Annotated in this window: 23 protein-coding genes; 5 read left to right on the forward strand and 18 right to left on the reverse strand. The window is 69.2% G+C overall.

Annotation, left to right across the window (positions count from 1 at the left end):
• Positions 1 to 7: 7 nt before the first annotated feature.
• The 7 genes from gspG to AB4Y68_RS03005 form a co-directional block, all read right to left on the reverse strand.
• Positions 8 to 664: a type II secretion system major pseudopilin GspG gene (gene gspG / locus AB4Y68_RS02975; protein WP_441453951.1), complete on the reverse strand. Its 657-nt coding sequence runs from the start codon at positions 662 to 664 to the stop codon at positions 8 to 10.
• An 11-nt stretch (positions 665 to 675) separates the two neighbouring features.
• Positions 676 to 1,902 (reverse strand): type II secretion system inner membrane protein GspF, encoded by a 1,227-nt coding sequence (gene gspF / locus AB4Y68_RS02980; protein ID WP_441453953.1) that lies wholly within the window; start codon positions 1,900 to 1,902, stop codon positions 676 to 678.
• Complete coding sequence (gene gspE, locus AB4Y68_RS02985) at positions 1,902 to 3,416, reverse strand: type II secretion system ATPase GspE (protein WP_441453955.1); 1,515 nt, start codon at positions 3,414 to 3,416, stop codon at positions 1,902 to 1,904. The genes gspF and gspE overlap by 1 nt, the downstream gene beginning before the upstream one ends.
• 5 nt (positions 3,417 to 3,421) lie before the next feature.
• Positions 3,422 to 5,536, reverse strand: a complete 2,115-nt coding sequence (gene gspD, locus AB4Y68_RS02990; RefSeq protein ID WP_441453957.1) for a type II secretion system secretin GspD — start codon at positions 5,534 to 5,536, stop codon at positions 3,422 to 3,424.
• Positions 5,536 to 6,405 (reverse strand): type II secretion system protein N, encoded by an 870-nt coding sequence (locus AB4Y68_RS02995; RefSeq protein ID WP_441453959.1) that lies wholly within the window; start codon positions 6,403 to 6,405, stop codon positions 5,536 to 5,538. The genes gspD and AB4Y68_RS02995 overlap by 1 nt, the downstream gene beginning before the upstream one ends.
• Before the next feature lie 124 nt (positions 6,406 to 6,529).
• The gene (locus AB4Y68_RS03000; RefSeq protein WP_441453961.1) at positions 6,530 to 9,208 is read right to left on the reverse strand and encodes a TonB-dependent receptor domain-containing protein; all 2,679 of its coding nucleotides are present in this window, start codon (positions 9,206 to 9,208) and stop codon (positions 6,530 to 6,532) included.
• A 99-nt stretch (positions 9,209 to 9,307) separates the two neighbouring features.
• A complete protein-coding gene (locus tag AB4Y68_RS03005) occupies positions 9,308 to 10,798 on the reverse strand; it encodes a hypothetical protein (protein WP_441453963.1) in 1,491 nt (496 codons plus the stop codon).
• A 301-nt stretch (positions 10,799 to 11,099) separates the two neighbouring features.
• Here AB4Y68_RS03005 and AB4Y68_RS03010 point away from each other — a divergent pair, with 301 nt between their 5' ends.
• Positions 11,100 to 11,873, forward strand: a complete 774-nt coding sequence (locus AB4Y68_RS03010) for a prepilin peptidase (protein WP_441453965.1) — start codon at positions 11,100 to 11,102, stop codon at positions 11,871 to 11,873.
• Positions 11,874 to 11,886: 13 nt separating this feature from the next.
• Here AB4Y68_RS03010 and AB4Y68_RS03015 read toward each other — a convergent pair whose 3' ends face one another.
• On the reverse strand, positions 11,887 to 12,756 hold the full coding sequence (locus AB4Y68_RS03015) for a hypothetical protein (protein WP_441453967.1): 870 nt from the start codon (positions 12,754 to 12,756) through the stop codon (positions 11,887 to 11,889).
• A 299-nt stretch (positions 12,757 to 13,055) separates the two neighbouring features.
• Here AB4Y68_RS03015 and AB4Y68_RS03020 point away from each other — a divergent pair, with 299 nt between their 5' ends.
• On the forward strand, positions 13,056 to 13,628 hold the full coding sequence (locus AB4Y68_RS03020) for an OmpA family protein (RefSeq protein ID WP_441453969.1): 573 nt from the start codon (positions 13,056 to 13,058) through the stop codon (positions 13,626 to 13,628).
• Positions 13,629 to 13,670: 42 nt separating this feature from the next.
• Here AB4Y68_RS03020 and AB4Y68_RS03025 read toward each other — a convergent pair whose 3' ends face one another.
• Together AB4Y68_RS03025 and trhO are read right to left on the reverse strand one after the other, a co-directional pair.
• A complete protein-coding gene (locus tag AB4Y68_RS03025; RefSeq protein ID WP_441453970.1) occupies positions 13,671 to 15,290 on the reverse strand; it encodes an acyl-CoA dehydrogenase family protein in 1,620 nt (539 codons plus the stop codon).
• A gap of 103 nt (positions 15,291 to 15,393) precedes the next feature.
• Positions 15,394 to 16,347, reverse strand: coding sequence for an oxygen-dependent tRNA uridine(34) hydroxylase TrhO (gene trhO / locus AB4Y68_RS03030; protein ID WP_441453972.1), 954 nt, complete (start codon positions 16,345 to 16,347; stop codon positions 15,394 to 15,396).
• A 219-nt stretch (positions 16,348 to 16,566) separates the two neighbouring features.
• On the opposite strand from trhO, the gene AB4Y68_RS03035 reads away from it, so the two are divergent.
• From AB4Y68_RS03035 to AB4Y68_RS03045, 3 genes are all read left to right on the forward strand, one after another.
• Positions 16,567 to 18,234 (forward strand): MFS transporter, encoded by a 1,668-nt coding sequence (locus AB4Y68_RS03035; RefSeq protein ID WP_441453974.1) that lies wholly within the window; start codon positions 16,567 to 16,569, stop codon positions 18,232 to 18,234.
• Between the two features lie 2 nt (positions 18,235 to 18,236).
• Complete coding sequence (locus AB4Y68_RS03040; RefSeq protein WP_441453976.1) at positions 18,237 to 19,859, forward strand: alpha-amylase family glycosyl hydrolase; 1,623 nt, start codon at positions 18,237 to 18,239, stop codon at positions 19,857 to 19,859.
• Between the two features lie 226 nt (positions 19,860 to 20,085).
• Positions 20,086 to 21,339 (forward strand): D-amino acid dehydrogenase, encoded by a 1,254-nt coding sequence (locus AB4Y68_RS03045; RefSeq protein WP_441453978.1) that lies wholly within the window; start codon positions 20,086 to 20,088, stop codon positions 21,337 to 21,339.
• Positions 21,340 to 21,485: 146 nt separating this feature from the next.
• On the opposite strand, the gene AB4Y68_RS03050 is transcribed toward AB4Y68_RS03045, so the two are convergent.
• From AB4Y68_RS03050 to AB4Y68_RS03085, 8 genes are read right to left on the reverse strand one after another with little or no spacing between them, the layout of a single operon-like run.
• Positions 21,486 to 21,944, reverse strand: a complete 459-nt coding sequence (locus tag AB4Y68_RS03050; protein WP_441453979.1) for a chemotaxis protein CheE — start codon at positions 21,942 to 21,944, stop codon at positions 21,486 to 21,488.
• The gene (locus AB4Y68_RS03055) at positions 21,941 to 22,531 is read right to left on the reverse strand and encodes a response regulator (protein ID WP_441453980.1); all 591 of its coding nucleotides are present in this window, start codon (positions 22,529 to 22,531) and stop codon (positions 21,941 to 21,943) included. Before AB4Y68_RS03055 ends, AB4Y68_RS03050 begins: the two co-directional genes overlap by 4 nt.
• A 1-nt stretch (position 22,532) precedes the next feature.
• The gene (locus AB4Y68_RS03060; protein WP_441453982.1) at positions 22,533 to 22,910 is read right to left on the reverse strand and encodes a hypothetical protein; all 378 of its coding nucleotides are present in this window, start codon (positions 22,908 to 22,910) and stop codon (positions 22,533 to 22,535) included.
• The gene (locus tag AB4Y68_RS03065; RefSeq protein ID WP_441453984.1) at positions 22,910 to 23,452 is read right to left on the reverse strand and encodes a chemotaxis protein CheD; all 543 of its coding nucleotides are present in this window, start codon (positions 23,450 to 23,452) and stop codon (positions 22,910 to 22,912) included. Before AB4Y68_RS03065 ends, AB4Y68_RS03060 begins: the two co-directional genes overlap by 1 nt.
• Entirely contained in the window at positions 23,449 to 23,838 is a 390-nt protein-coding gene (locus AB4Y68_RS03070; RefSeq protein WP_441453986.1) for a response regulator, read from the reverse strand. The genes AB4Y68_RS03065 and AB4Y68_RS03070 overlap by 4 nt, the downstream gene beginning before the upstream one ends.
• 9 nt (positions 23,839 to 23,847) lie before the next feature.
• Entirely contained in the window at positions 23,848 to 24,888 is a 1,041-nt protein-coding gene (locus tag AB4Y68_RS03075) for a protein-glutamate methylesterase/protein-glutamine glutaminase (protein ID WP_441453988.1), read from the reverse strand.
• The gene (locus AB4Y68_RS03080) at positions 24,885 to 25,766 is read right to left on the reverse strand and encodes a CheR family methyltransferase (RefSeq protein ID WP_441453990.1); all 882 of its coding nucleotides are present in this window, start codon (positions 25,764 to 25,766) and stop codon (positions 24,885 to 24,887) included. Before AB4Y68_RS03080 ends, AB4Y68_RS03075 begins: the two co-directional genes overlap by 4 nt.
• A complete protein-coding gene (locus tag AB4Y68_RS03085) occupies positions 25,763 to 26,236 on the reverse strand; it encodes a chemotaxis protein CheW (RefSeq protein ID WP_441453992.1) in 474 nt (157 codons plus the stop codon). The genes AB4Y68_RS03080 and AB4Y68_RS03085 overlap by 4 nt, the downstream gene beginning before the upstream one ends.
• Between the last annotated feature and the right edge of the window lie 2 nt (positions 26,237 to 26,238).

A 26,238-nucleotide genomic window follows, 5' to 3' on the forward strand; every position in this document is an offset into this window, starting at 1 on the left:
ACGCCCTTTAGCTCTGCCAGTTGCCGATGTCGGCGTCATTGCCCTCGCCCCCTTCCTTGCCGTCGGCGCCGAAGGAGAAGACGTCGAACTGACCGCCGTGGGCGGACGGGCGGCGGTACTGATAGGGGGCGCCCCACGGGTCTTGCGGCAGACGGCGGATATAGCCGCCCTCGCGGTAGCGTTCCGGCCGCGCCAGACCGGCGGGCGGCGCAATCAGGGCCTGCAGGCCGCTCTGCGCATCCGGGAAGACGAGATTGTCGAGGCGATAGGTCTCGATCGCCTGCTCCAGCGTCGAGATGTCGGCCCGCGCCTTGCCGATCATGGCCTTGTCCTGGGTTGGCAGGACGTTGATCGCCACCACCGTCGCCAGCAGGCCGATGATGACGATGACGACCATTAACTCGACCAGCGTAAAGCCCTGCCGGGCTTTACGCTGGAGGGCGCTATCGCAAGCGACGCGGTCGCTCGCTGCTTGAGCGCGAAGACGCGCGACCGTCGCAACCCTATCATCGTCATCCTCGGCCTTGTGCCGAGGATCCAGAAACGCGCTGGCCCCCGCATCGCGCGTCGCATTTTCGCCAGCCGACGTCGAGCGTCTGGATCCTCGGCACGAGGCCGAGGATGACGGGAAGGGAGAGCCAGGGTTCAGGTTCGGAAGGATCATCACGGCCTCTTTCACCCCATCGCCAGGGTGTTGATCTGAAGGATGGGCAGAAGGATCGACAGGACGATCAGGGCGACCACGCCGCCCATGACGACGATGATCGCGGGCTCTAAGAAGCTGAGCATGACGGCGGTGAAGGCGCTGAACTCGCGCTCCAGATAGTCGGCGGCGCGTTCAATCATCGGCTCCAGCCGGCCGCTGGCCTCGCCGGACGCGGTCATGTGCACCAGGATGGGCGGGAAGACGTCGGCGCGGCGCATGGCGGCGGACAGGCCTCCGCCCTCGCGCACGGCGTCGGCCATCATCTCGGTCGCGACGCGCAGCGCCCGGTTGGACACGGTGCGGGCGGTGATGGTCAGCCCCTCAAGCACCGGCAGGCCCGCCGCGATCATGGTCGACAGGGTGCGCGCCATGCGCGCCCCGTGCAGGTCGCGCGTCAGCCGCCCGACGACGGGCAGGCGCAGCACCCGTCGGTCCACCGCCAGCCGGAAGCCGGGATTCCTCAAGCCCGCGACGAAGCCGCCGATCCCGCCCGCCAGCAGCAGCAGGATCAGCCAGCCCCAATGGCGCATCAGATCGGACACCCCGATCACCGCCCGCGTCAGCAGGGGCAGGGTCTGGTTCATGCTGTCGAACTGGTCGACCACCTTGGGCACGACGAAGACCATCAGGGCCGTCACCACCCCCAGCGCCACCAGGGCCAGGACGGCGGGATAGACCAGGGCGGTGATCACCTTGCCGCGCACCATCTGGTCGCGCTCCAGACCATCGGCCAGACGCTCCAGAATGGGGCCGAGCGCGCCCGAGGCCTCGCCCGCCGCGACCGTGGCGCGGTAGAGCGGCGGGAAGGCCGCGCCCTGACGGGCCATGGCTTCCGACAGGCGCTGGCCCTCGACCACGCCCGCATGGACGCCCGACAGGATGCGGCGCACGTCGGGTCGCTCGGCCTGCAGCATCAGGGTGCGCAGGGCCTCGTCGACTGGCGCGACCGTGATCAGGGTGGCCAGCTGACGCGTGGTCAGAGCCAGGGTCCGCGCCGACAGTTTCTGGCGCAGGCGGGGGGCCTTGTCGCCCTCGCCCTTGGTCGGGGTCGAAACGCCCGAGGCGCGGCTGAGCGACAGGGTCATCAGGCGGCGGCGATCCAACGTCTTGCGCGCCGCAGCCTCGTCCGGCGCGGTCAGCACGCCCGCGACGGTTCGGCCCGAGACGTCCACGGCGCTGTAGTCGAAGGCGGGCATCAGGCGGCGCTTCCCAATGCTGGCTCAGGCAAGGGATGCGCCTCGGGCGTTTCCTGGCGGGTGACGCGCACCGCCTCCTCGACCGAGGTCACGCCCGCCAGCACCAGGGCGCGCGCGCGGTCCGTCAGGGTCCCGCCCTTGGGGAAGGCGGCGGCGATCAGGGCTTCCTCGTCCGCCTCGGCGGCGATCAGGCGCCGCACCTTGTCGTCGATCTTCAGCGTCTCATAGACGCCGACGCGGCCGACATAGCCGGTGTGGTTGCACGCGCCGCAGCCCTGCGCCCGCCAGACGGTTGCGCCCTCGGCCACGCCGGACAGGCGGGCCGTGGCGGCGTCGGCGGGTTCGGCCCGACGACATTCGCCGCACAGCCGCCGCACCAGCCGCTGGGCTACGATCAGCCGCAGGGTCGAGGCCAGCAGGAAGGGCTCCACCCCCATGTCGCGCAGACGCGTCACGGCCCCGGCCGCGTCGTTGGTGTGGACCGTGGACAGGACCAGATGCCCGGTCAGCGAGGCCTGAACCGCGACGCTCGCTGTCTCCACGTCGCGGATTTCGCCGACCATGACCACGTCCGGGTCCTGACGCAGAATGGCGCGCAGGCCCGCCGCGAAGGTCATGCCGACCTTGGGATTGACCTGGGTCTGGCCGACGCCGTCGATGGCGTATTCGACCGGGTCCTCGACCGTCAGGATGTTGCGCGTGGCGTCGTTCAGCAGCGACAGGCCGGCATAGAGGCTGGTCGTCTTGCCCGAGCCGGTCGGCCCGGTGACGAGGATGATGCCGTTGGGCTCGCGCAGGGCGTTGCGGAACGCCTCCAGCGCGACCGGGTCCATGCCGAGGTCTTCCAGCCGCAGATCGGCCTGATCCTTGTCGAGAATGCGCAGCACCACCCGTTCGCCGGCCCGCGACGGCAGGGTCGAAACGCGCACGTCCAGCGTCTTACCGCCCAGCGCCAAGGGGATGCGGCCGTCCTGCGGCACGCGCTTCTCGGCGATGTCGAGCCGGGCCATGACCTTGATGCGCGACACCAGCAGGGGCGTGATGCGCGGGTTCAGGCTGAGGCTTTCGCGCAGCACGCCGTCGACGCGCATCCGCACGACCAGGGCGCTTTCATAGGGCTCCAGGTGGATGTCCGAGGCGCCGGCGCGCACGGCCTCGGCGATGATGCCGTTGATCATGCGGATGACCGGCGCGTCGTCGGCCGAGTCCAGCAGGTCGGCGGCGGCGGGCAGGTCCTCGATCAGACCGTCGAGGCCCGACGGCATCTCCATCTGCTCGTCGCCCGCGGCGTTCAGGTCGCCGGCATAGACGTCGGACAGACGGCGGTCGAACTCGGCCTGATCCATGGCCTGAACCTGCAAGGGCCGCCCCAGCGCCCGGCGCGTCTCAACCAGGGCCAGCGGATCCGCGCCTTCGCGCAGACCGACCACGGCGATGTCGCCCGCGTCCAGCAGGATGACGCCGTTCCGCTTGGCGAACCCATACGGCAATGTCGGATTGACCAGGGTGATCATGGCGCTCAGCCCTGCGGGGAGGTCGGGGTCGCGGTCTGGGCGGGGGCCAGCGGCGAGATCGTCACCTCGCCTGTCGGCGCCGCCACGCCCGGCCGGGGGTTGTCCAGCGCCGAGGGCGCGACCGGCGGCTGGGCGCGCATGTAGTCGCGCAGCATCTCGTCCAGGCTGGGCTCGACGCCCGGCTGGGCGCGCATCTGCTCGCCGCGCATATAGCCCCAGCGGTCGGCGCTCAGTTGCTGGGCGTCGGCCGGGGTGCGGATGATGGTCGGGCGGATGAAGACCATCAGATTGGTCCGCCCGCGCTGACGGCTGGTCGACTTGAACAGGTTGCCGAGCACGGGGATGTCGCCCAGGCCCGGCACCTTGTCGACCGACAGGCGGTCGTTCTGATCCAGCAGGCCGCCGGCCACGGCGATCTCGCCGTCGTCGACCACGAGCGTCGTCTCCAACTCGCGCTTGTTCAGCACCAGATCGGACGCGCCCTTGGTCAGGACGCCGTTGATGCTGGACACCTCCTGGCGCAAGAACAGGGTGATGGAGCCGCCCGCGTTGATCTGGGGCTTGACGATCAGCTTGACGCCGATGTCCTGACGCTGGGTCGTGCGGAAGGGGTTGGAGTTGCCGTCGAGCAGGGTCTCGCCGGTGGTGATCGGCACCTCCTGCCCGACCAGGATGGTGGCCTCCTCGTTGTCCAGCGTCATCAGCGACGGGGTCTGCAGCAGGTTGGAGCCTTCGTCCGACTTGGCCGCATTGATGATGAAGCCGAACAGGCCGTCCGAGCCGATCCGGCCGCCGCCGCCACCGATGAAGCCGTTGGCGCCGACCAGGCTGTTGAGGGCCAGGTTCTGAAGTTGCTCGCGCAAGGGGTTGTCCTTGTCCAGCTGGCCCGCCGCCGCCCCGCCCGCGATGGGAACCAGAGGCGCGGCGCGGTCGGAGTAGTTGGTCAGACCGACGGGGTTGCCGTCCGATCCGGCCAGCAGCCACTGGACGCCCAGTTCGCGCACGGCGGTGTCGCCCAGTTCGACGACGATGGCCTCGATCAGCACCTGCTGGCGCCGGCTGTCGAGCTGGCGGATGACCTCGGCCAGCATCCGCTGCGTCTCCGACGAGGCCGAGATGACCAGGGCGTTGGCGCCGGGGAAGCGGGCGATGCTGGCCTTCTGGCCCGCGACCGGCGCGGCCGGAGCGGAGACAGCCTGGGGCGGCGCGGCTTCGCCGGCTCCGCGCGCGGCAGGGGCGGCGGTCGCGCTGGCCGCCGTCACCGGCTGGCCGACGATCTGTTGCAGCACGGGCAGAAGCTGCTCGGCGTTGGCGTGCTGCAGGAAGACGACCTTGACGTCGTCGGCCGAGCGGGCGCGGCGGTCCAGGTCTTCGATCAGGGGCCGCACGCGGGCCACGGCGGCGGGGTCGCCGCGCAGGATGACGGAGTTGGAGCTGGCCACCGGCGTCACCGACACCATGCCCTGCCCCGGCTGGCCGCCGGGCGGGGCCAGAACCTGGGCCAAGACGCCCGCGATCTCGGCGGCGGAAGAGTTCTCCAGCGTCACCACGTCGAACGAGGCGCGGTCCACGTCGATGCGCTGAATCAGGCTGCGGATGCGGCTCAGGTTGTCGGCGAAGTCGGCGACCACGACGCTGTTGCCGCTGGGGTTGGCCAGCACCTGACCTTGTGCGCCGACCAGCGGCCGGATGGTCTCGGCGGCCGAGGCGGCGTCGATGTGGCGCAGCTGGAAGACCTGGGTCGAGAAGCGCTCAGACCCCACCGTGGACGGTCCCTGCGCCGCGCCCTGGGCCGGGCTGATCCGATAGGCGCCAGAGGACGTCGGCGTCACCACCAGACCATTGGCGCGCAGGGTGGAGAGGAAGACCTCGAACAGCTCAGTCTTGGTCAAGGCGCGCTGGCTGGTGACGGTGACGTTTCCGGTCACGGCGGGGTCGACGATGAAGGTGCGGCCCGTGGTCCGGGCCACGTCCTGAATGAAGGCGCGGATGTCGGCGCCCTGGACGTTCAGGGTCTGGCGCGCGCCCTCTTGAGCCATGACCGGCGAGGCCGACAAGGGCCCCTGCGCGGCGATCAGGGCCGACAGGGCGACGGCGGCGAAAGAGCGGTGAAGGCGCATCACGGGCCGGTCCTTATGGTGGTGGTCTGCACGCGGCCGTTCCGCTCGAAGCGGATTTCGGCGGCGCTGCTGCCGGAAAGCTCGCCGCCCAGGTCGGACAGGCGTTCCAGGCTGTTCAGTTCGGCCCCGTTGACGGCCAGGATGACGTCGCCGGATTGAAGCCCCGCCGCCCTCAGCGCCGCCCCGTCGCCGCGCGCGGCCAGGGTGAAGCCTTTGATGCGCAAGCCCTCCATGCGCGGACGCAGGGACGCCTGAGCCATCAGCCTTTGCGGATCGACGACCGGCCCGGTCGGCGCGGCGGCAGGGGCCGCAGCCGATACCGGGGCTGGCGCGCCGGTCGGCGTCATGACCTGGGCGGTCGTGGGCGGCGGAGGCGGGGTCGCCGCGCCCGCGGGCGTCTCGGTGAAGACCAGTCGGCTGACCGATCCCCCGCGCGACACGGTGACGAAATCCTCACCGACCGAGGCCAGGGTCAGGCCTTCGGAAATGGTCTCGCCCACGCCGACCGAGACCTGACGACCGTCGGGCAGGCCGATGATGGCCGAGCCGCCGTCGGGCCCGCCCGCGCGCACCCCGAACAGGCGCAGGGCGTCGCTGTCGGCGCCCGCCGCCTCGGCCAGGCTGCTCTTGTCGCCGGTGCGGAAGAAGGCGTCGAAACGCTGGAAGATGGAGGCGTCCACGGGCGCCGCCTCGGCGCGGGCGGCGACCGCCGGTTCAGCCTCAGGCGCAACGAAAATCCACGCCACACGCCCCGCCTGCACCGCCAGCAGAGCGACCAGGGCGATCTCGGCGCCGGCGCGGATCCGCCCCGGTCGCGCGGCCATGGCCGCCTGCGCCTGACGCCCCCATTCCCCAACCCGTGCGATCACGCCCGATGCTCCGAACACCCCCGAAAACGGGAACCCCGGCTGCTTAGCGCAGCAGCCGGGGTCAGAGCCTCACGCCGCGATGACGGCGGCGAGACGTTGTTGTGACAACGTCGCCGTATGCGGATCAGAAGGTCGTCGACAGGCTGAGCGAGATGGTCCGGCCCAGCTTGTAGCCCTCGACCACGCCCTTGCCGCCGTTGGCGAACGACTGGCTGCGCTCGTATTCCTCACCCAGGATGTTCTCGATCTTGGCGCCCACGTCATAGTCGCGGCCGCCGACCGTAAAGGTCTGGCTGGCGACCAGATCCAACATGATCGGCGGGGTCTCGACCACGTCCGGCAGACGGGTCGAGCCGGTGATGATGCCGGCGTCCGAAATCCGCTCGCCCTGATAGTTGACCAGCAGGGTGGCGCGGCGGCGGGCGGTCGTGTTCTCGAAGCCGATCTGCAGGTTGCCCAGCCATTCCGACTGGCCCTGCAGGGCGCGGGTGTAGGAAGCGTCGGTCACTTCCGAATCCGACCAGGTGACGTTGGCGACGACGAAGACTTCGTTGTCGTGGAACCAGCTCAGGTTCGGGGCCCAGACGTCCATCGGCAGGGTGTAGTCAACCTCAGCCTCGACGCCCTTCAGCGTCGCTTCCTGCGCGTTCTGGAACGAACGGCCAAAGCCTTCGCCGATCGGCTGATAGGTCCGCTCGATCGGGTTGTCGAAGGCCTTGTAGAACAGGCCGATGGTGGCCGACTGGCGCTGGCCGAAATACCATTCCCAGCGCAGGTCGTAGTTCTGGATCTCGGCGATCTTCAGGTTCGGGTTGCCGCGTTCCAGGGTGTTGGAGTCGTCGTCCAGGAACAGGGCGTTCGACAGTTCGCGCAGGTCGGGACGGTTGATCGTCTTCGAATAGCCGAAGCGCAACTGCATGTTGTCGGCGAACTCCCAGGTCGCCGCCGCCGTCGGCAGCCAGAAGTCCTGGGCCAGATTGGCGGCGATGGGATCCCCCGCGCCGGTCTCGCCCAGCGGGATGAAGCTGTTCACCCGCTGCTCGGAATCTTCGTAACGAACGCCGGCCGTGACGCGCAGGTCCGGGATCAGCTCGACCTCGGCCGAGGCGTAGGCCGCGTTGATCTCCATCGTCGCGTCAAAGAAGTCCGACGGATCGGTGATGTCGCGCAGGGTGTAGCCCGCGTTGCCGCCGATGTTGTCGGGGCTGAAGATGATTTCCGGCACATAGCTGCGCAGCTCGGGCGTGATGATCACCCCCGCCGCCGGCTGGAACGAATAGCGGCGGCTGGCGAAGTCACGCTCGCGCTCCTGATGCAGGCCGCCGGCCTTCAGGACGATCTCGCGGTCGGCGATCGTGCCGTTCAGGGTGAAGTCGAGGCCGAACTCGATGTTCTGGTCTTCCAGGGCGCTGAAGAAGGTGCGGTTGGAATCCGACCCCGGCGTCATGCGGAAGACGTTGTCCGGCTCCAGACGATAGGAATACTCGCGGCGATAGGGCGTGTCGCGCGAGGCGGTCGAATAGGCCGCGCGCCAGTCGATCTGCAACCGGTCCAGCGCCATCGGCAGGTCGAAGACGTGACGACCCGACACCTGGTTCGAGTTCATCTGCTGCTCGATCCAGTTGAGCCGCTGGAAACTGCGGATCAGGCCGGGGTCGGCCGAGAACAGGCCGCGTTCGATCAGGGCCTGCTGGCGCGTCTTGCGCAGCAGCAGGGTGGTCAGCTTCAGCTCATGGTTCTCATTGAACTCGATGCCGAAGGCGCCCAGGGCGTTCAGGGCGTATTCCTGTTCCGTGCGCTGGAAGCCGCAGCCGGTCGCGTTCGACAGGCCGCCGGCGCCGGCGCAGGCCTCGGGGCTGATCTGATCGTTGACGCCGCCGTTGACCTCGAACGAGTTGCGCACGCCCTCGCGGTTGCGGACCTGATAGCCGTAGTCGAGGGCGACGAAGCCGCCCAGGCGCACGCCGTTCGACAGGTCGACGATTTCGGCGCCCGACAGGTTGAAGCCGAAGTCCGGCAGGTTCTTGTCGCCGTCGATCGACCAGATGTTGCGCAGCGACCGACCCGCCGCCTGCAGCATGGCCGGGTTGTTGGCGAAGGACTTCAGCGAGGGGTCGATCTTGATGAAGCCGGGCAGGTTCAGGCTGTTGTCGGCGATGCCGATGTTCGACAGCTTGCCGCCCGCATCCCAGTAGAGGCCTTCCTTGCCGGTCGTTTCCGTCTCGGCGGCGATCGAGGCGCCGAAGGACAGGAAGCGTTCGTTGGGGATGGCGCGCGTCGACAGGGCGATCAGACCACCGCCGAACTCGCCCGGATACTGGGCCGAATAGGTCTTCTGGATCTGGGCGCTGGACACCAGAGAGGTCGGAAACAGGTCCAGCGGCACCACCCGCTTCAGCGGCTCGGGGCTGGGCAGGGTCGAGCCGTCCAGGATGATGCTGGAGTAGCGGTCGCCGAGACCGCGCACATAGACATAGCCGTCGCCGACGATGGACAGGCCGGTGACGCGGGCCAGGGCTTCGCCGATTTCCGAGTCGCCCGAGCGCTTGATGTCTTCCTCGGTCAGGATGTTGGCGACCGCCGAGGTCTCGCGCTTCACGTCCGGCACGAAGCGGCCGCGCACGACGATGTCCGCGACCGCCGAGACGGCGTCGGGATCAGCCGCCGGCTCCGAGAGCGAGGGCTCAGGCGCTGTCTCCGGTGCCGTCGAAGCGACGCCGTCATGGGCCCAGGCCAGGGCGGGCGCGGTCAGAATGGTGCTGGCGAGCAGGCCGGCGAGGCCGAACGTGCGGGTGGGCGTCATCTCAAGAAGGTCCTTCGGTGCGAGCGCCGGAAAGAAGGAGGAAAGGCGAGACGGCGGACGGCTGGTCAGCCGTCCGCCGTTTCAGGATCGAACCGACCCTTAGTCGTTCAGCCAGCGGGTCCAGTTCAGCGTCCAGTTGGACGCGGAGTCGCGGACGGCGCCGACGTAGGGGGCCGCATCGAAGAAGCCGTCGATCGTGCGCGGATCGACCGCGACCACGCCGTTCTCGTTGACGCCGTTGATGTAGGCGCGGCCGCCCGAGGTGTAGGACGACAGGGTCGAGGTTCCCGTGCGGCTGTTGGCGTCCTTGGCGAAGACGGCCTGGGCCGTGGCGCTGTGGAACGGCGTGGCCGTCGAGATGTAGAAGGAGCGCAGCGACAGGGCGCCGGCGTCCGCCTGGGCGTAGGTCGGGGCGTCGTCGATGCGCAGACCGTGGACGAAGCGGTTGGCCACGACGTGGTTGTACAGCTTGCCCGCGGTGCCGCGACGCAGGCGCAGACCGGCGCCCACGGTGGTGTTGCCGACCAGGGTCGCGTTGGCGATGGTCGGGGCCGAGCGCGGCAGGATGTCGAAGGCCAGCTCGTTGTTGTCGGCCTCATAGCCCGCGTCGCCAGCCGGCTGCAGCGGGTTCTGGGCGATGACGATATGCTGGGCCTTGCCGTTCCAGCCGAAGGTCCAGTCGAAGCTGTCGTCGTCGGCGCCCGTCAGCACCAGGTGCTTGACGTTGACCGAACCGCCGAAGAACTCGACCGTGTCGTCGCCGCCGTTGTGAGCCTGGATATAGTCGACGGTCGTGCCCGAGCCGACGCCCCAGAAGGCGATGGCGTTCAGTTCGTTGGTCTCGGTGAAGCGCACGCCGGCATACTCGACGCGGACGTACTTCAGCGTGCCCGAGGTGTCGTTCGGCACGTTGCCGCCGTACAGGCCCGAGCCGCCTTCGGCTTCGGCTTCACACACGGCCGGGGCGGCCGGGCAGTTGTTGATCACGCCGCGGCCCAGCAGCGACAGGCCGCCCCACTCGCCCGAATAGGGGTCGTCGCGGACGCCGGCGCCGAGCGGCGAACGGGCGTTGGCCAGACCCAGGGTGGTGGCGTAGCCCAGGGCGTCGGCGCTGGTCAGGACGATCGGCTGGGCCGCGGTGCCCTGGGCGTTGATGCGCGAGCCGCGCTGGATGGCCAGCTGCGAGGTGCGGGTGCCGGCGTAGATCTTGACGCCCGGATCGATCGACAGGACGGCGGTGACGCCGCCGGCCTTCTGGCCGTCGAAGCCGACGTCCTTGCCGACCTTGACCGTGCCGTTCAGCTGATAGGCCGGGCCGGCCGTCAGGGTCAGGTTGGTGGTGATCTCGCCCGAGATGCGGCAGTGCTCCTCGGTTCCGACGGTGACCTTGGTCACGTTCGGGTGGGTCGGGCAGGCGCCGGTCGAGCCGCTTCCGCCGCCGCCGTTGCCGCCGCCGCCGCCGCCCGTTCCCGGGTTGCCGCCGGTGTTGCCGGGGTTCTGAAGTTCAGAGGTGCCGTCGCCGCCGCAGGCGGCGAGGGCCAGGGCGCTGGCGGCGACCGCGAGCAGGGTTTTCGTCTTGAGAGCGGTCATCGTTCTCCACCGTGTCTGAGCAAATGAGACATGCAGGAGGACGTCCGGACGGATTGTCCGAGACTGGATGATCGGCGCCCGCCTGCCCGGTCCCTTCCCTAGAAGCTGGATGTGACAGGGCCGCCGCCGAACCGCGACGGTTCAGACGCCGTTCCGTGAAGCTGTAGCGGCGCTTGCGTGAAAAACCGTCCCGACACGGTCGGGAATTCATGCCTCGTCGATACGCAGCGCCGATTCCGCCTCCCCCAAACCGCCCGCGCCCGCTAGTGCAGAGAGCGGCCATGGATCGGGGAGGCGCCAGATGATGATATTCGCAGCCTTCCTGGGCGGCGTCGGCCTGATCGTCGGCAGCTTCCTGGGTCTGCTCAGCCTGCGCCTGCCACGCGGCGAGGACGTGGTGTTCGACCGCTCGCGCTGCGGCGGCTGCGGCCGGACGCTGAAGCCGTGGCGGATGATCCCGGTGCTCAGCTGGGCCCTGTCGCGCGGGCGGTGCGCCGATTGCGGCTCGACCATCCCTCTACGCTATCCGCTGATCGAGCTGGGCGCGGGCCTGATCGGGGTCTGGGCCGGGCTGCACTCCGCCGACTTCGCCACCGCCCTGATGACCGGGGTGCTGGGATGGAACCTGCTGATCCTGGCCCTGGTCGACGCCGAGCATTTCTGGCTGCCCGACCAGCTGACCCTGCCGCTGTTCGTCAGCGGCCTGGTGGCGGCAGTGCTGCTGCATCCGGCGGGTCTGCCCGACGCCCTGCCCCCAGCCCTGATCCCGCCGCTGATCGGCGCGGCGGTCGGCTTCGGCGCGCTGTGGCTGCTGGCCTGGTTCTATCGCCGGGTGCGCGGGCGCGAGGGCCTGGGCGGCGGCGATCCCTTCCTGATGGGCGCGGGCGGCGCCTGGGTCGGCTGGACGGGCCTGCCCAGCGTGCTGCTGTGGGCCTCCGCTGCCGGCCTCAGCGTGGTGCTGGCCATGCTGATCGTGCGGCGTCAGGTGTCGGCGACCGACCGCCTGCCGTTCGGGGTGTTTCTGGCGATCGGCATCTGGCTGACCTGGCTCTACGGCCCGCTGGGCCTCAGCTGATCCTCAATCGAGCCTAGTTCAGCGACAGCAGGTCGGCCCAGCGCCACTGACCGGTCCCCAGGGCCAGACGCGCTGCGCCGGGGCCGTCACCGAGCGTCAGCACGACATAGCCGTGCACCGTCTCGGTCTTGCAGGCGCGCGGCGAAAAGCCGACCGTGACGGCCACGGCCTGACGCACACCCGCCAGCCCCTTGCCCTCCTGGCCCGGGCTCAGCACCCAGTCGCCGTTCCAGATCAGAATGGCCCGCCCGTTGGCGCCCGAGGTGCGATAGGCCTCGGTCAGGGCGGCGCTGACGCCCGGCGCGTTGCGCAAGGCGTCCTGCAGACGCCGGACCATGTCGCAGGATCCGCCGGAGCCCGAGCCTGAACCCGAACCGCTGCCCGATCCGCTGCCGGCGCCGGTCCCGCTGCCCGTTCCCGAACCCGCGCCGGCCCCCGCCCCGCCGCCCGCCGTCAGGGCGCCGGCCAGGGCGGCGTCGCCCATGAAGACGTAGGAGACGCTGGGCGCGGGCGCGGTGATCGGCACGGGCGCGACCTTGGGCGACGGGGGCGCCGGGCGGCTGGGCCGGGGCGAAGGCCGCGTCGGCGCGGCGCGTTCGGCCTTGGCGGGCGTCTTGGCCGGAGACGGGGTCGGCGCTGGGGCAGGCGTCGGCGCCGGGGCCGGCGAACCGCCGCCCCCTTCATCGGGCGCGGGCGTCGGCGACGGCGGCGGCGGCTCGACCAGGGTCACCTCGATCGGTTCGGCCTCGGGCGCATAGACCGGGGTCCTGGTCGGCGCCAGCAGGATGGCGGCCAGCACCAGCAGATGCGCGGCGACGCTGGCGATCGCGGTCAGCGCCCGCCGCCGCGTCTTTCGCCCCTCCTTAGGCCCCTGGCCGCTCAAGCAGCCGGCTCCATCGGGAGCGCCCCATTCAAGATCTGGTCAAGGAACATGAATATCCCAACGCGTCGACCTCAGGATAGAGAGGCGGATCGTTCGAAATCATCGCCCCGCGTCAGCATCATGGCGCCGCGCCTTGAATACGCCAAACTGATTAAAACCAGTGATTTCTCATATTTTTCTATGGTTAAGCTGAAACCTTGTCGGTTGTGGCGCGTCTTTGCAGCGCCGTTCCCTGCATCCCTGCGGGCGCTGCATCGCGCAATCCCCGGAGTAGCGCCCCGGCACGAAGGAGACTCAACTTGATCAAACTTACATCTAAAGCGGTCGCGGCCAGTGCAGTGGTGGTGCTGGCAGGCTTGGCCGCAAGCGGGTGTGCGAGCCATCGTTTCGTGCGCGACAACGTTGCCGTGGTGGACGAGCGCGTCACCCAGGTCGACGCGCACCTGACGCAGGTCGAAGGAACCGCCGGTGAAGCCTTGGCGCGGGCCAACGCCGCGCACAAGCTGGCCGAAGGCAAGTTCCTCTATGAGGTGGTGCTGTCGGACGACTCGGTGAAATTCCCGGTCAACCGCGACGCCCTCTCGCCGGAAGCCGAACAGCGCCTGTCCGAACTGGTGCAGCGTCTCAAGAGCGAGAACCGCAACGTCTATCTGGAAATCCAGGGCCACACCGACTCGGCTGGCAGCGAAATGCACAACCAGCAACTGGGTCAGGCCCGCGCGGAAGCCGTCCGTCGCTATCTGAGCAGCCAGGGCATCGCCCTGAACCGCATGGCGACCATCTCCTATGGCGAGACCAAGCCGGTCGCGCCGAACGACACCCGCGAAGGCCGGGCGCAGAATCGCCGCGTGGCGATCATCGTCCTGAGCTAAGCAACGGCGGCGGCTCGCCTCCACGAGCCGCCGCCTGATGTTTCAGGCGGGCGAAGCCCGCTTGAGGATTCCCGGCGCGTCGATCACGGCGTCGAAGGCGCCGTAGGCCGCGCCGCGCGGCGCCAGCCGCAGACGGCAGAAGGCGTCGGCGACGGGACTCTCATTCGACAACAGCACCGCCGCCTGCGCGGCGAGCGCCAGCCGCTCGATCGACAGGCGAGCCGCCGCCTCGAACGACGGGGCGAAGTCCAGCGCGTCCAGCCAGCGGTCATAGACGCCGTCCCGCCCCCGCGCCGCCCCCAGAAAGCCGCGCAGGGCCTCGACCGCTTCCGGCTCGCGTCCGAAGGCCCGCAGGACGTCCAGAGCGATGACGTTGCCCGACCCTTCCCAGATGGCGTTCAACGGCGACTGACGGAACAGGCGCGGCATCGGCCCGGTCTCGACGTAGCCGGCCCCGCCCAGGCTCTCCATCGCTTCGTAAATCATGCCCGGCGCGCGCTTGCAGACCCAGTATTTGGCGATGGGCGTCAGCAGCCGCCCGACCGGGTCGTCCCGGTCAAAGACCCCGGCCAGATGCATCGACAGCGCCGTCGCCGCCTCGCTCTCGACCGCCAGATCGGCCAGGACCGCCGCCATCATCGGCTGGTCGATCAGCCGCTTCTGGAAGGCGGTGCGGTGCTGCGCGTGCCAGATGGCCTGGGCCAGCGCCCCGCGCATCTGCTGGGCCGAGCCGACGACGCAGTCCAGCCGCGTATGCTGCACCATGCGGATGATGGTGGCTGTGCCCCGCCCTTCCTCGCCCAGCCGCTGGGCCAGGGCGCCGTGATACTCGACCTCGGACGAAGCGTTGGAACGGTCGCCCAGCTTGTCCTTCAGCCGCATGACGCGGAAGCCTGCGTTGCGCTCGCCGTCGGGCGTCCAGCGCGGCAGCAGGAAGCAGGTCAGGCCGCCCGGCGCATAGGCCAGGGTCAGGAAGGCGTCCGACATGGGCGCCGAGCAGAACCACTTGTGGCCCGTCAGGCGATACCAGCCGTCCTCGCCGACCGCCTCGGCGCGGGTGGTGTTGGCGCGCACGTCCGAGCCGCCCTGCTTCTCGGTCATGGCCATGCCGACGGTCACGCCCGCCTTGTCGGGCGCGGGACGGACGGCGGGATCGTAGCGACCGCCTCTGATCTTCTCGATCCACGGCGTGCCGACCGCCGGATCGACCGCCAGGGCCGGGACCGAGGCATAGGTCATGGTCATGGGACAGCTGGTCCCGGAATCCGCCTGCCCCGTCAGGAACAGGATGGCCGCGTGCAGGACCTGGCCGTTGGCCGTCCCGTCCCAGGCGGCGGAGGCCAGACCCGCCTCCATCCCCAGCGTCATCAGTTGATGGTAGGACGGATGGAAGGTGACCTCGTCGATGCGGCGGCCATAGCGGTCGTGGGTGTCCAGCACCGGCGGCACGCGGTTGGCCTGAACGCCCCAGTCGATGACCTCGGCCGAGCCGCAGCGGGCGCCAAGCGCCGTCAGCCGCGCCTCATGCCCTCCCCCGCCTGCCCGGCGCACGGCGTCCGCCAGCGCTCGGTCGCCCGTGAACAGGTTGACGTCCTCCAGCGGCGGCGGCTGGTTCGTCACCTCGTGGGTGTCGAGGCGGGCGACGGGACGGAAGGACGACATCGGCGGGCTCCGGTCTCAGAGAACCGACACCTAAACACAGTCCGTCAGACAACGCCTCATCAGGCCCTTCCCCCTCGAGAGGGAAGGAGACGCAGCGACGAGATCAGGACTCCGCCCGCTTCGGCCCCGCCCCGACGTGTTCGATGCCCAGCCGGGCGGCGATCTCCATCTGCTTCTGGCGCTCGGCGTAGCCCTCGCGCTGTTCGTCGGTGCGCTCATCATGGCACCGCTCGCAGCAGACGCCCTCGACATAGAGGGGCGACAGGCGCGCCTCGGGACTGACCGGCATGCGACAGCCGCGGCACAGGCTGTGGTCGCCTTCCTTCAGGCCATGGCCGACCGCGACCCGCTCGTCGAAGACGAAGCAGTCGCCGCGCCACAGGCTCTCGGCCTCGGGGATGGTCTCGAGGTATTTCAGGATGCCGCCTTCCAGATGGAAGACCTGCTCGACGCCCTCGGCCTTGAGGAAGGCGGTGGCCTTTTCGCAGCGGATGCCGCCGGTGCAGTACATGGCGATCTTGGGCGGATTGGGCCGGTCCAGCAGGGCGCGGCCCTCGCTGCGGAACCAATCGGGAAACTCGCGAAACGTCCGGGTGTTGGGCTGGATGGCGCCCGCGAAGGTGCCGACCTCTACCTCGTAGTCGTTGCGGGTGTCGATCACGATGGTGTCCGGATCGGCGATCAGGGCGTTCCAGTCCTGCGGCGAGACATAGGCGCCGACGCCCTCGACCGGATCGATGCCGGTCACGCCCATGGTGACGATCTCGGCCTTGAGCCGCACCTTCATGCGGTGAAACGGCATGACCTCGGCGGTCGAGTATTTCAGCTCCAGCCGGTCGAAACCAGGCATGGCCCGCACGCCGTCCACCACGCGCGCAACCGCCGCGTCCGGTCCGGCGATGGTGCCGTTCAGCCCCTCATGCGCCACCAGCAGGGTGCCCCTCACTTCGTCCCCGCACAGATCCAGCAGCCGCGCCTGCACCGCCTCGCGATCGGCAATCGGCGCAAAGCGATAGAGGGCGGCGACGCAGACGGGCGAGGCGGTTTCAGACGTCAAGGAAGGGATTCCGGCGAAGGCGACGAAGGGGTAGCGGCCTCTATAGGGGCTGCGGTCGGGCGCGTCATCGTCGGCCTTTTCGGCAAAGTCATGATGAACCGACCGAAAGTCGGGGCGTTGGCTTGCCAAGCCGGCGGCAAAGGGGTGCAGTAGCGCTTCGTTCCGCAGTCACCGTTCGGGCGCCGCCATCTTCATGTTCAGCCTCAGCCGGTCCGCGTCATGACCAGCCCAGACATCTCCCCGCGCCTCCGCGCCGGAGCCCTGGCCCCGCTGAACCATCCGGTCTTCCGCGCCGTCTGGGTCACCAGCCTGGTGACCAATTTCGGCGGCCTGATCCAGTCGGTCGGCGCCGCCTGGATGATGTCCTCCATCGCCTCGGCCCAGATGGTGGCCCTGGTCCAGGCCTCGGTGACCCTGCCTATCATGCTGCTGTCGCTGGCGGCGGGGGCCCTGGCCGACACGGTGGACCGTCGCCGCATCATGCTGGCGGCCCAGACCTTCATGCTGCTGGTCTCGACGGGCCTGTCGATCATGACCTGGATGGGGCTGATCACGCCCTGGGTGCTGCTGACCTTCACCTTCCTGATCGGCTGCGGCGTCGCCTTCAACGGCCCGGCCTGGCAGGCGTCGGTCGGCGACATGGTCCCGCGCCAGGATCTGGCCGGGGCCGTGACCCTGAACTCCATGGGCTTCAACATGGCCCGCAGCGTCGGCCCGGCCATCGGCGGCCTGATCGTGGCGGCAGCCGGCGCGGCGGCGGCCTTCGCGGTCAACGCCTGCAGCTATGTCGGCCTGCTGATCGTCCTGTTCCGGTGGAAGCCCGACCGGCCGAAACAGACCCTGCCGCGCGAAGGCCTGCTGGCGGCCATGGGCGGCGGAGTTCGCTACGCCTTCCTGTCGCCGCACGTGACGGCGGTCCTGCTGCGCGCCGTGGTGTTCGGCGTCGGCGCCAGCGCGGTTCAGGCCCTGATGCCGCTGGTGGCGCGCGAGGGCGGCGGCGGGCCTCTGGCCTTCGGCCTGCTGCTGGGCGCCTTCGGCGTCGGCGCGGTGGGCGGCGCTCTGTTCATCGGCAAGCTGAGGGCCAGCTACGAGAGCGAAACCGTGGTCCGCGTCGCCACCCTGGCCTTCGCCGCCGCCGCCGCCGTCGTCGGTTTCAGCCCCTGGCTGGCCCTGACCCTGCCGGCCCTGATGATCGCGGGCGCAGGCTGGGTGCTGGTGCTGTCGACCTTCAACGTCACGGTGCAGATGTCGGTGCCGCGCTGGGTCGTGGCGCGGGCGCTGGCGCTGTATCAGATGGCGGCCTTCGGCGGCATGGCGGGCGGCAGCTGGCTGTGGGGGGCGCTGGCCCAGACGCAGGGTCTGGACATGGCCCTGAGCCTGTCCGCCGGGGTGCTGCTGCTGTGCGTCCTGATCGGCCTGCGGGTGCCCCTGCCCTCGACCGCCAATCTGAACATGGACCTGCTGCGGCGCTGGACCGAGCCGGCGACCGAACTGCCCATCGAACCGCGCAGCGGCCCGGTCGTGGTCACCATCGCCTATCGCATCCGCGAGGAGGACATCGACGCCTTCCTGGCCGTGATGGACGAACGCCGCCGCATCCGCCGCCGCGACGGGGCGCGCCAGTGGCGGCTGATGCGCGACCTGGCCGAACCCGAGGTCTGGGTCGAGAAATACCAGACCCCGACCTGGCTGGACTATGTGCGCCACAACCTGCGCATCACCCAGGCCGACGCCGGCATCTCCGAGCGTCTCGGCGCGCTGCATCAGGGCGCGGACAAGCCGCTCGTCCACCGCATGATCGAGCGGACCACGGCGCCGCTGGCGGCCAATCTGCACGGCGACCGCGACTACGGCGAGCCGCTAACCGACCCGACGCGCTCGTCCTGACGATGATCATGAGCCCCGCCCCTTCGTCCGGTTCTGAGCCGCATCGGGAATGGTGGCGCGGGGCGGTGATCTATCAGATCTATCCGCGCAGCTTCGCCGACACGACCGGCGACGGGATCGGCGACCTCAACGGGATCATCGCCCATCTGAACCACGTCGCCTCGCTGGGCGTGGACGCGGTGTGGATCTCGCCCTTCTACCCCTCGCCGATGAAGGACTTCGGCTATGACGTGGCCGACTACTGCGGCGTCGATCCGGCGTTCGGGACCTTGGCCGACTTCGACCGCCTGGTGGAAAAGGCCCACGGCCTGGGGTTGAAGATCATCGTCGATCAGGTCTGGTCGCACACCTCGGACCAGCACGCCTGGTTCAAGGCTAGCCGACAGGACCGGACCAACCCCTACGCCGACTGGTACGTCTGGGCCGACGCCAAGGCCGACGGTTCGCCGCCGAACAACTGGCAGTCGGTCTTCGGCGGGCCGGGCTGGACCTGGGACGCGCGACGCGGCCAGTATTACCAGCACAACTTCCTGCCCGAGCAGCCGCAGATGAACGGCCGCCATCCGGCGGTGCAGGAGGCGTTGCTGGCCGTCGGTCGGTTCTGGCTGGATCGCGGGGTCGACGGCTTCCGCCTCGACGCCGTCAACTTCATGATCAACGACCCGTCGCTGCGGGACAATCCGCCCCTGCCGCCCGGCGGCAAGCGCACCCGGCCCTTCGACTTTCAGGACAAGCTCTACAACCAGTCGCACCCCGACATCCTCGCCTTCCTGACGCGGGTGCGGGCGCTGACGGACGCCTACCCCGGCGACCGCTTCACCGTGGCCGAGGTCGGCGGCGACCACGCGGCGCGCGAAATGAAGGCCTACACCGCCGGCGACCGCCATCTGAACAGCGCCTACGGCTTCCTCTACCTCTACGCCGACAAGCTGACGGCCGACCGGGTGAAGACGGGCGCCGCCATGTGGCCGGGTGCGCCCGGAGAGGGCTGGCCGTCGTGGACCTTCTCCAACCACGACGCGCCGCGCGCCGTCTCACGCTGGGCCGAGGGCCGCGACGAGCGGGCGCTGGCGGAGATGCTGATGCTGCTGCTGGTGTCCTTGCGCGGCAATGTCTTCGTCTATTACGGCGAGGAGTTGGGCTTGCCGCAAGGCCAGGTGCCGTTCGAGCGGCTGGTCGACCCCGAGGCCATCGCCAACTGGCCCCGGACCCTGGGCCGCGACGGCGCCCGCACGCCGATGCCGTGGAAGGCGGATGCGCCCTTCGCCGGCTTCTCGACCGTCGAGCCCTGGTTGCCGATCGACGCCCGCCACCCAGCCTTGGCGGTGGAGACGCAGGAGGCCAACGCGAAATCCATGCTGCACGCCACACGCCGCCTCCTGGCCCTGCGCCGCGCCCATCCGGCGCTCAGGCTGGGCGACATGACCATGCAGGCGACCGAACCCCTGCTGGTCTTCAGCCGCGACGGCGGCGACGAACGACTGCTGGCGGTGTTCAACCTGGGTCATGAAGCGCACGCGTGGGCGGCGCCCGAGGGCTACGCCGTGATCGACGCGGTGAATATGGGCAAGGCCGGAAACCTGCCCCCGCTGGGCGGCGTGCTGCTGCGCCGGGCGACCACCTGAATCACCCTGGTTTCCCCTTCACCGCTCATCCCGGCGAGATGAGCGGGAGTAGGAATGGGGCTGCGCGCGGTGGGCTGATGAGAGAATTTCCGCTCAGCCTCATCCAAGTCCAGGCCGAACTGTTTCAAGCTTGCGCCATGTTGCAGCGCACACACCCCGCAACCGCTCGACAAACGCAAAAACTGGTCTAGGGAACGGGCGCGGGGAATTCGTAAGGTCGAGACCAATGAAGATCGCAGTCCTGGGCGCCGGCGTCATCGGGGTGACAACGGCTCACTATCTGGCCAAGGCGGGCCACGAGGTCACGGTGATCGACCGCCAGAGCGGCCCGGCGCTGGAGACCAGCTTCGCCAACGCCGGCGAGATCTCGCCCGGCTATTCCTCGCCCTGGGCCGCGCCCGGCATCCCGGCCAAGGCGGTCAAGTGGCTGTTCATGCGCCACGCCCCGCTGATCCTGCAGCCCCATATGAACGTCGCCACCGTGCGCTGGCTGCTGGCTTTGCTGAGGAACTGCACCTCGGCCCGCTATGCGCTGAACAAGGCGCGGATGGTGCGTCTGGCCGACTACAGCCAGGAGGTTCAGACCGCCCTGAACGTCGAGCTGGGTCTGGACTACGATCACCGCACCCAAGGCACGCTGCAACTGTTCCGCACCCAGAAGCAGCTGGACGGCATCTACAAGGACACCGAGGTCCTGCGCGAGGGCGGGGTGCCGTTCGAGGTGCTGGATCAGGACGGCTGCATCGCCGCCGAGCCGGGGCTGAAGGCCACGCGCGACCTGTTCGTCGGCGGCCTGCGCCTGCCCAAGGACGAGACCGGCGACTGCTTCAAATTCACCAATGCGCTGGGGGATGTGGCCGCCGCTGAGGGCGTGACCTTCCTCTACGACACCGCGATCAAGACCCTGACGACCGACAAGGGCCGCATCTCGGGCGTCGAGACCAGCCGGGGGCGGATCACCGCCGACGCCTATGTCCTGGCGCTGGGCTCCTATTCGCCGCAGATGCTCAAGCCGCTGGGCATGACCCTGCCGGTCTATCCGGTGAAGGGCTATTCGATCACCGCCCCCATCGTGAACGAGCCCGCCGCCCCCGTCTCGACCATCATGGACGAGAGCTACAAGGTGGCCATCACCCGCCTGGGCGACCGCATCCGCGTCGGCGGCATGGCCGAGATCTCGGGCTATAACAACGTCCTGCCCGCGCAGCGCCGCAATACGCTGGAGCATTCGGTGGGGTCGCTCTTCCCCGGCGCGGGCGACCTGAAGGCGGCGAGCTACTGGTCCGGCCTGCGCCCCATGACGCCGGACGGCACGCCGGTCATCGGCAAGACCAAGTTCGACAACCTGTTCCTGAACACCGGCCACGGCACCCTGGGCTGGACCATGGCCTGCGGCTCGGCCCAGGTCATCGCCGACATCGTCAGCGGCAAGACCCCGGACATCGAGACCGCGGACCTGGGCATCGCGAGATACGGCTGACCCTTCTCCCCTTGTGGGAGAAGGTGGCCCGTCAGGGCCGGATGAGGGGTCGCTCGACATAGGATGAAGGCTGCGACGTCTAACGTCGCGCAACCCCTCATCCGTCCGGCTTCGCCGTCCACCTTCTCCCGCAAGGGGAGAAGGATTTAGGTCTCCTGCCGCGTCTTGGCGGCGACCGAGCGCAGCCCGATCAGCAGGGCGTCGCTGGTGGCGTCGGCCTGGCAGCCACTCGTCAGGATCAGCCGCAAGGCCTGCACGTGGACCTGTACCGACGGCCAGCTCCAGGCGTCGTTCGTCTGCATCCGGTCGGCCACGTCGCACAGGCTGTAGCCCGCGTCATACAGCGGCCCGGTGTCGAAGAAGCCCGCCGTATCGAGCAGCGACGACGCCAGCTTGTAAACCTGCGGCTCCGTTCCCGAGGCGGCGACGGCGACGATCAGTTCCAGTTCGGTGATGGTTCCGGCGATGGTCGTCATCACGTCCTCGCGGTGACGCTCCAGCCGTTCGTTGGCGCGGCGCTCGACATCGGCGATGGTGCGGCCGCCCGGCTGTGCCATCTGACGCGCCAGCGTGGTCTTGACCTTCAGGGTGCGGGCTTCGGTCATAGGGCAACCCTTTGCGGCTTCATCAGCATGTCGATGTCGGATTGATCCATATTGGCCTCGACCGCGGCGCCGACGTGGGTCGACAGGTCGCCGCGGCGCCGTCCCGGCATGCCCAGCGGCGGGCCGAAATTGCGCACGCGACGATCAGGTCCGACGTAGGTCGCGCTCTCGACGAACTCGCGCTCGTCGCCCGCCAGCCACAGCAGGCGCTTGAGCAGCACCGCCGGGGTCAGAGGCTTGGCGATCACGAAGCTGACGCCGCAGTCGCGGCCCTCGCGCACCTTGGACTGGGAGGCGTGGCCGGTCAGCAGGATCACCGGGATGAAGCGTAAGGGAGCTGGCGTCTCGCGCCGCAGCCAGCGGATGAAGGCGTAGCTGTCCATCGCCGGATCGGCGCAGTCGATGACGATCAGGTCGACGGGACGCTGCTGGATTAGGTCCACGGCTTTGATGGCCGAGGCGCACTTGATCTGCTCCCGCACGCCGAAGCCGTGGAACACAGAGCTGATCATGCCCAGCGCCTGCGGATTATCGTCAATCAGCAGGACCGTCGATTGTTCCAGATTGACCCGGTCGTTCGCGCTCATGTCAGTCGAACAGCAGCAGGTCGCCGCCTGCCCCGGTCTTGACGTCCTGACCCTTGGCGGGTTCGGCGGCGCGCATCGGTTTGCCCCGCAGCGAGGTTTCGCGCAGGCGATCCGCCATCTCGGCCAACGGCAGGGCGGCCAGGGCCGTATCCATCGGCTGGTCCGCGGCCAGGGCGGCCGCCAGACCAGACAGGGCGTCGACCCTCTGGCTCAGCACGTCGAAGGCCTGCATGCGCGTCAGATAGGCCAGACGCCGCTCGGGCGGCGCATCCATCAGCAGCTCGGACACCAGGTCGCCGGCCTCGTCGATGCCGGCGCGGATGTCGGCCAGTTCGGCAGAGACCGCCGTCAGCAGGCCTCGGGTATCGTAATCGCTCATCAGAAAAGCTCCAGCGAACCGGCGTCGACGGGCGGCGACGGCGGCGACGGACGCGGGGCGACCGCATCCGTGACCGCGCGTTGCAGCGCCCGACCGCTGACCGGCCAGTAATGCAGTCGACGCCCCCCGGCGCCCCTGAGGCTGGAGCCGACGACGGGAATCCCCTCGTCGGCCAGAAAACGCTCGGCGAAATCGGCGTTGGAGGCGCCCACGTCCTTGAGCGCGTCGAACATGCGGCCGCCGCCGAACAGCTTGGCCTCCAGACGGTCGCGACGACCGCCGGCCTTGAGCACGTCGTTGATCAGCAGCTCCATCGCATAGGCGCCGTAGCGGCGCCCCGCGTCGGTCCCCGCCCCCGCCCCTTCGGGCAGCAGGAAGTGGTTCATGCCGCCGACCCCGGCGAACGGATCGCGCAGGCACATGGCGACGCAGCTGCCGAGCACGGTCGAGAGCACGACAGAGGCATCGGACGTCACATGGTGATCGCCCTGCCCGACATGCACGCGCCGCTCGACCGGCTGCTGGTCGCCCGCGCCGATCACGTCAGCGGGCCGAAGACCGCTTCCAGCTTCTCTTTCAGCTGGGCGGTGGTGAAGGGCTTCACCACATAGTTGTTCACGCCGAACTGGACCGCGCGCTGCACCAGTTCGCGGTCGGCGCGGCCAGTCAGCATGATGAAGGCGGTCTTGGATGTCGGCGGGTGAGCGCGGATGGCGCGCAGCAGGCCCAGGCCGTCCAGGTTGGGCATGTTGAAGTCGGAGATGATCAGGTGGACCGGCTTGGTGATGGCGGCGCGCAGGCCAAGCTCGCCATCGGCGGCTTCGCTGATCTCGCGGACGCCGATCTGCTGCAGGCTGTTGCGGATCAGGGACCGCATGGTCAGCTGATCGTCGACGACCAGAACATTGAGGGCGGAAGCGGCGGGCATAGGCAGTCCTTACGCAACAGGCTTTGAGGCGGGCGCAGCGGCGGCGCACAGGTCAAGAATGGCGGGGGCGAGACGGGGCAGAGACAGCTGGCGCTCGACGGCGCCCAGTTCGAAGGCGGCGCGCGGCATGCCGTAGACGACGCAGGAGGACTCGTCCTGACCCAGGGTGCGGGCGCCGGCCTGACGCATGGTCAGCAGGCCCTTGGCCCCGTCCTTGCCCATGCCGGTCAGGATGACGCCGGTCATGGGACGACCCTGGCGAGCGACCGAGTCGAACAGGACGTCCACCGAGGGGCGGTGGCCGTTGACCGGATCGGAGGCGACCAGGCGACAGCGGCCGCCCGACACCTCCAGATGGGTCTCGCCGCCAGGGGCGATATAGACCTGGCCCGGGATCAGCGGCGCGCCGTCCACGGCTTGAGTGACGGTCGCGCCGGACGCATTGTCCAGACGGGCGGCGAAGCTCTTGGTGAAGGTGGCGGGCATGTGCTGGGTCACCACCGTCGCCGGGCAGTTGGCCGGGAAGGCCGACAGGATGTTCAGCAGGGCCTCGACCCCGCCGGTCGAAGCGCCGATGGCGAGAATATGGTTGGGATCGGCGCGATAGGTCCCGTCCGTCACGCGCGGCGCGCGCGCTTCCAGGGCGCGAACACGAGAACGGGCGGCGATCTTCACCTTCTCGGCCAGGTCGCCGAAGGCTTCCTGGGCCGAGACGCCGGGCGCGGGCTTGGCCACGGCGTCCACGGCGCCGATCTCCAGTGCGGCCAGGGTGACGTCGGTCCCCGCCTGGGTCAGGGTCGAGACCATGACCACGGGCATGGGCCGCAGCCGCATGATCTTCTCGAGGAATTCCAGCCCGTTCATATTGGGCATCTCGACGTCCAGGGTGATGACATCGGGGTTCAGCTCCTTGATCCTGGCCCGTGCTTCCAGCGGATCGGCCGCCGTGCCGACGACCGAGATCTCGGGGTCGCGGCGCAGGACGGCGCTGATCAGGCTGCGCATGGTGGCGCTGTCATCGACGATCAGAACTTTGACGAGCGCGCTCATGCCCGGCCTCCCGATTGGCCGGACTGGAGGCGGTAGGCCGTCAGGCCGCAGGTCTGCAGCTGGGCCGACGCCGGGCCGGTCACCCGCTCCGAGTGGCCGATGTAGAGGGTGGCGCCGGGCGCCATCAGCGGGGTGAAGCGGCTCCACACCCGTTCCTGGGTGGCGTCGTCGAAATAGATGACGACGTTGCGGCAGAAGATGACGTCGAAATTGCCCTTCATCGGCCAGGCGCCGATCAGGTTCAGCTCGCGGAAGGCGACCAGACGGCGCAGGGTCGCGTCGGCGCTGAACTGTCCGGGGCTGCCCGAAACCGGGGTGAAACGCTTGCGGCCCGAAGACGGAACCGGCGACAGCAGTTCGTCGGAATAGACGCCCGCCGCGCCCTCGGCGACCATGTTGGGGTCGATGTCGGTGGCCAGGATGCGCACGTCCAGATCAGCGGCTTCCGGCAGGACGTCCAGCACGGTTAGGGCCATGGAATAGGGCTCCTGTCCGTTGGAACAGGCCGCCGACCACAGCCGCACCCGGCCGCCCGCGCGCGCGCGCGCCGCCAGTTCCGGCATGACCTGATCGCGCAGGTGATCGAAATGGTGCGGCTCGCGATAGAAGCGGGTGACGTTGGTGGTCAGGGCCGCGGTCATGGCCTGACGCTCGTCCACGCCTTCCACGCCCTCGATCAGGGCGCAGTAGTCGCGGAAGCTGCGCAGCCCCAGGACGCGCAGGCGCTTGGCCAGGCGCGAATAGACCAGGGCGGCCTTGCCCTCGCTCAGGGCGATGCCGGCGTGGGCGTGCAGGGTCTCGGCGATGTGGCGGAAATCCTCGGCGGTGAAGACGAACTCGCCTTCGACCAGGGATCCGCGCCCGGCGGCGGTCGTCATGCGGCTTCGGCTTCGCTTTCGGCCGGCAGGACGTGGTCGAGGTCGATCAGGCTGATCATGCGGCCGCCCTCGACGGCGAAGATGCCCTTCACGAAGGTCTTCACATGATCGCTGGCGACGTCGGGCGTCGGCTGGATGGTCGAGTCCGTCAGCTGCACGATGTCCGACACCGCATCGACCAGCAGGCCGACCATGCGCGAACCGATATGGGCCACCATGATGACGTGGCGCGCGGTCGGCTCGGCGGTCTTCAGGCCGAAGCGATCGCCCAGGTCGATGATCGGCAGGACGATGCCGCGCAGGTTGATGACGCCCTTCATATAGGAAGGCGAGCGCGGCAGCGGCGTCGCCGGAGTCCAGCCGCGGATCTCGCGCACGCTCATGATGTCGACGCAGAACTCCTGCTCGCCGATGCGGAAGGCGATCAGTTCGCGGTCGGCGCCGGCGACGTTGGAAGTGACTTCGGTCATGC

The organism is Brevundimonas sp. 2YAF1 (assembly GCF_052114745.1).
Lineage (GTDB): Bacteria > Pseudomonadota > Alphaproteobacteria > Caulobacterales > Caulobacteraceae > Brevundimonas.